This is a genomic window from Brevundimonas sp., assembly GCF_030704825.1.
In the GTDB taxonomy this organism is placed as follows: Bacteria; Pseudomonadota; Alphaproteobacteria; order Caulobacterales; family Caulobacteraceae; genus Brevundimonas.
In genome coordinates this window covers 1-1,020 of record NZ_JAUYNX010000010.1, presented here as the reverse complement: position 1 = coordinate 1,020, position 1,020 = coordinate 1, and the positions used below count along the sequence as shown (strand labels likewise).

The 1,020-nt window shown below is 70.8% G+C and carries 2 protein-coding genes; both read right to left on the bottom strand.

All coding sequences use genetic code 11. The features are described from left to right. A partial coding sequence (fliN, locus tag Q8Q71_RS03605; RefSeq protein ID WP_371315924.1) for a flagellar motor switch protein FliN occupies window positions 1–357 on the bottom strand: 357 nt, incomplete at its 3' end. Between the two features lie 14 nt (window positions 358–371). Continuing rightward, window positions 372–1,020 (bottom strand): flagellar assembly protein FlbE (locus Q8Q71_RS03600; protein ID WP_305758269.1); only part of this gene is annotated, 649 nt, incomplete at its 5' end.

Genomic DNA, 1,020 nt, shown 5'->3' with positions numbered 1-1,020 from the left:
GTCTTCTCCTCGAAGCTCTACGCACGTTCCGGCCGCCGATCTGGCGCCGGAGTCCTCGGTCTTGCTGATTTCCGTCATGGTCACGCCGAGCCGGTCCTCAACGACGACGACCTCCCCGCGGGCGACCAGCCGGTTGTTGACGAAAATGTCGATCGCCTCGCCGACCTTGCGGTCCAGCTCCAGCACGCTGCCGCGGTTCAGCTTGAGAAGCTGGGCCACGGACATGTGGGCCTTGCCGAGCACGGCGGAGATGTTGACCGGGACGTCGAAGACCGGGGTGAGGTCGTGCGCCGTCTTGTTGGTCGCATCTTCACTGACGGTGATCGCGACGGAGTCCGGAAACTCCTCCAGGGCCATGGTGTCGGACGCCATTACGGCCTCCCTTCCATTGTGGGTTCGGGGGTGAGGATTTCAGCGTGCCCGGCCTCGGCGGCGAGGGCGGAGTCGAGGGCTTCGCGCATGCGGGCGAAGGCCTCGGCGGGGTCGAAGGCGGCGCGGCCGTCGGACCATTCCAGCTGGAAGGCCGCCGCGGCCATGGTCGGGTCGGTGCGGAAGGCGACGATGCCCGAGAAGCCGGCGTCGGCGCACAGCTGCTCGATGCGGGCATGGGTGACCTCGGTCAGGTCGCCGGTGCGGATGACCAGGCGCGGCGAGGCGTCGATCTCCTGGCCCAGGGCCTCGAGCGCCGCCTGCAGCGGCGCCTCGGGAAAGCGGTCGAGGGCGGAGGCGGCAACGACGCGGGCGGCGGTCAGGGCCAGTTCGGCGGACTGCTGGCGATGGGCCTGGGCGACCTGGGCCAGGGCCGGGGCGGCCGCGGCCAGGGCCTGGCTGATCGCCGACAGGGCCATGGCCTGAATGCTGTCGACTTCGGCGAGAGCCTGGTTGCGGGCCTCCATCCGGGCCTGGGCGACGAGGGCGTCGACCTCGGCGGGGCCATAGGCCCGCTTGATCGGGCGGAAGGCGGCGGCGGCGCTGACGACCACGCCCGAGGCGTCGAACTCGGTGTCGAAGGCGAAGGGG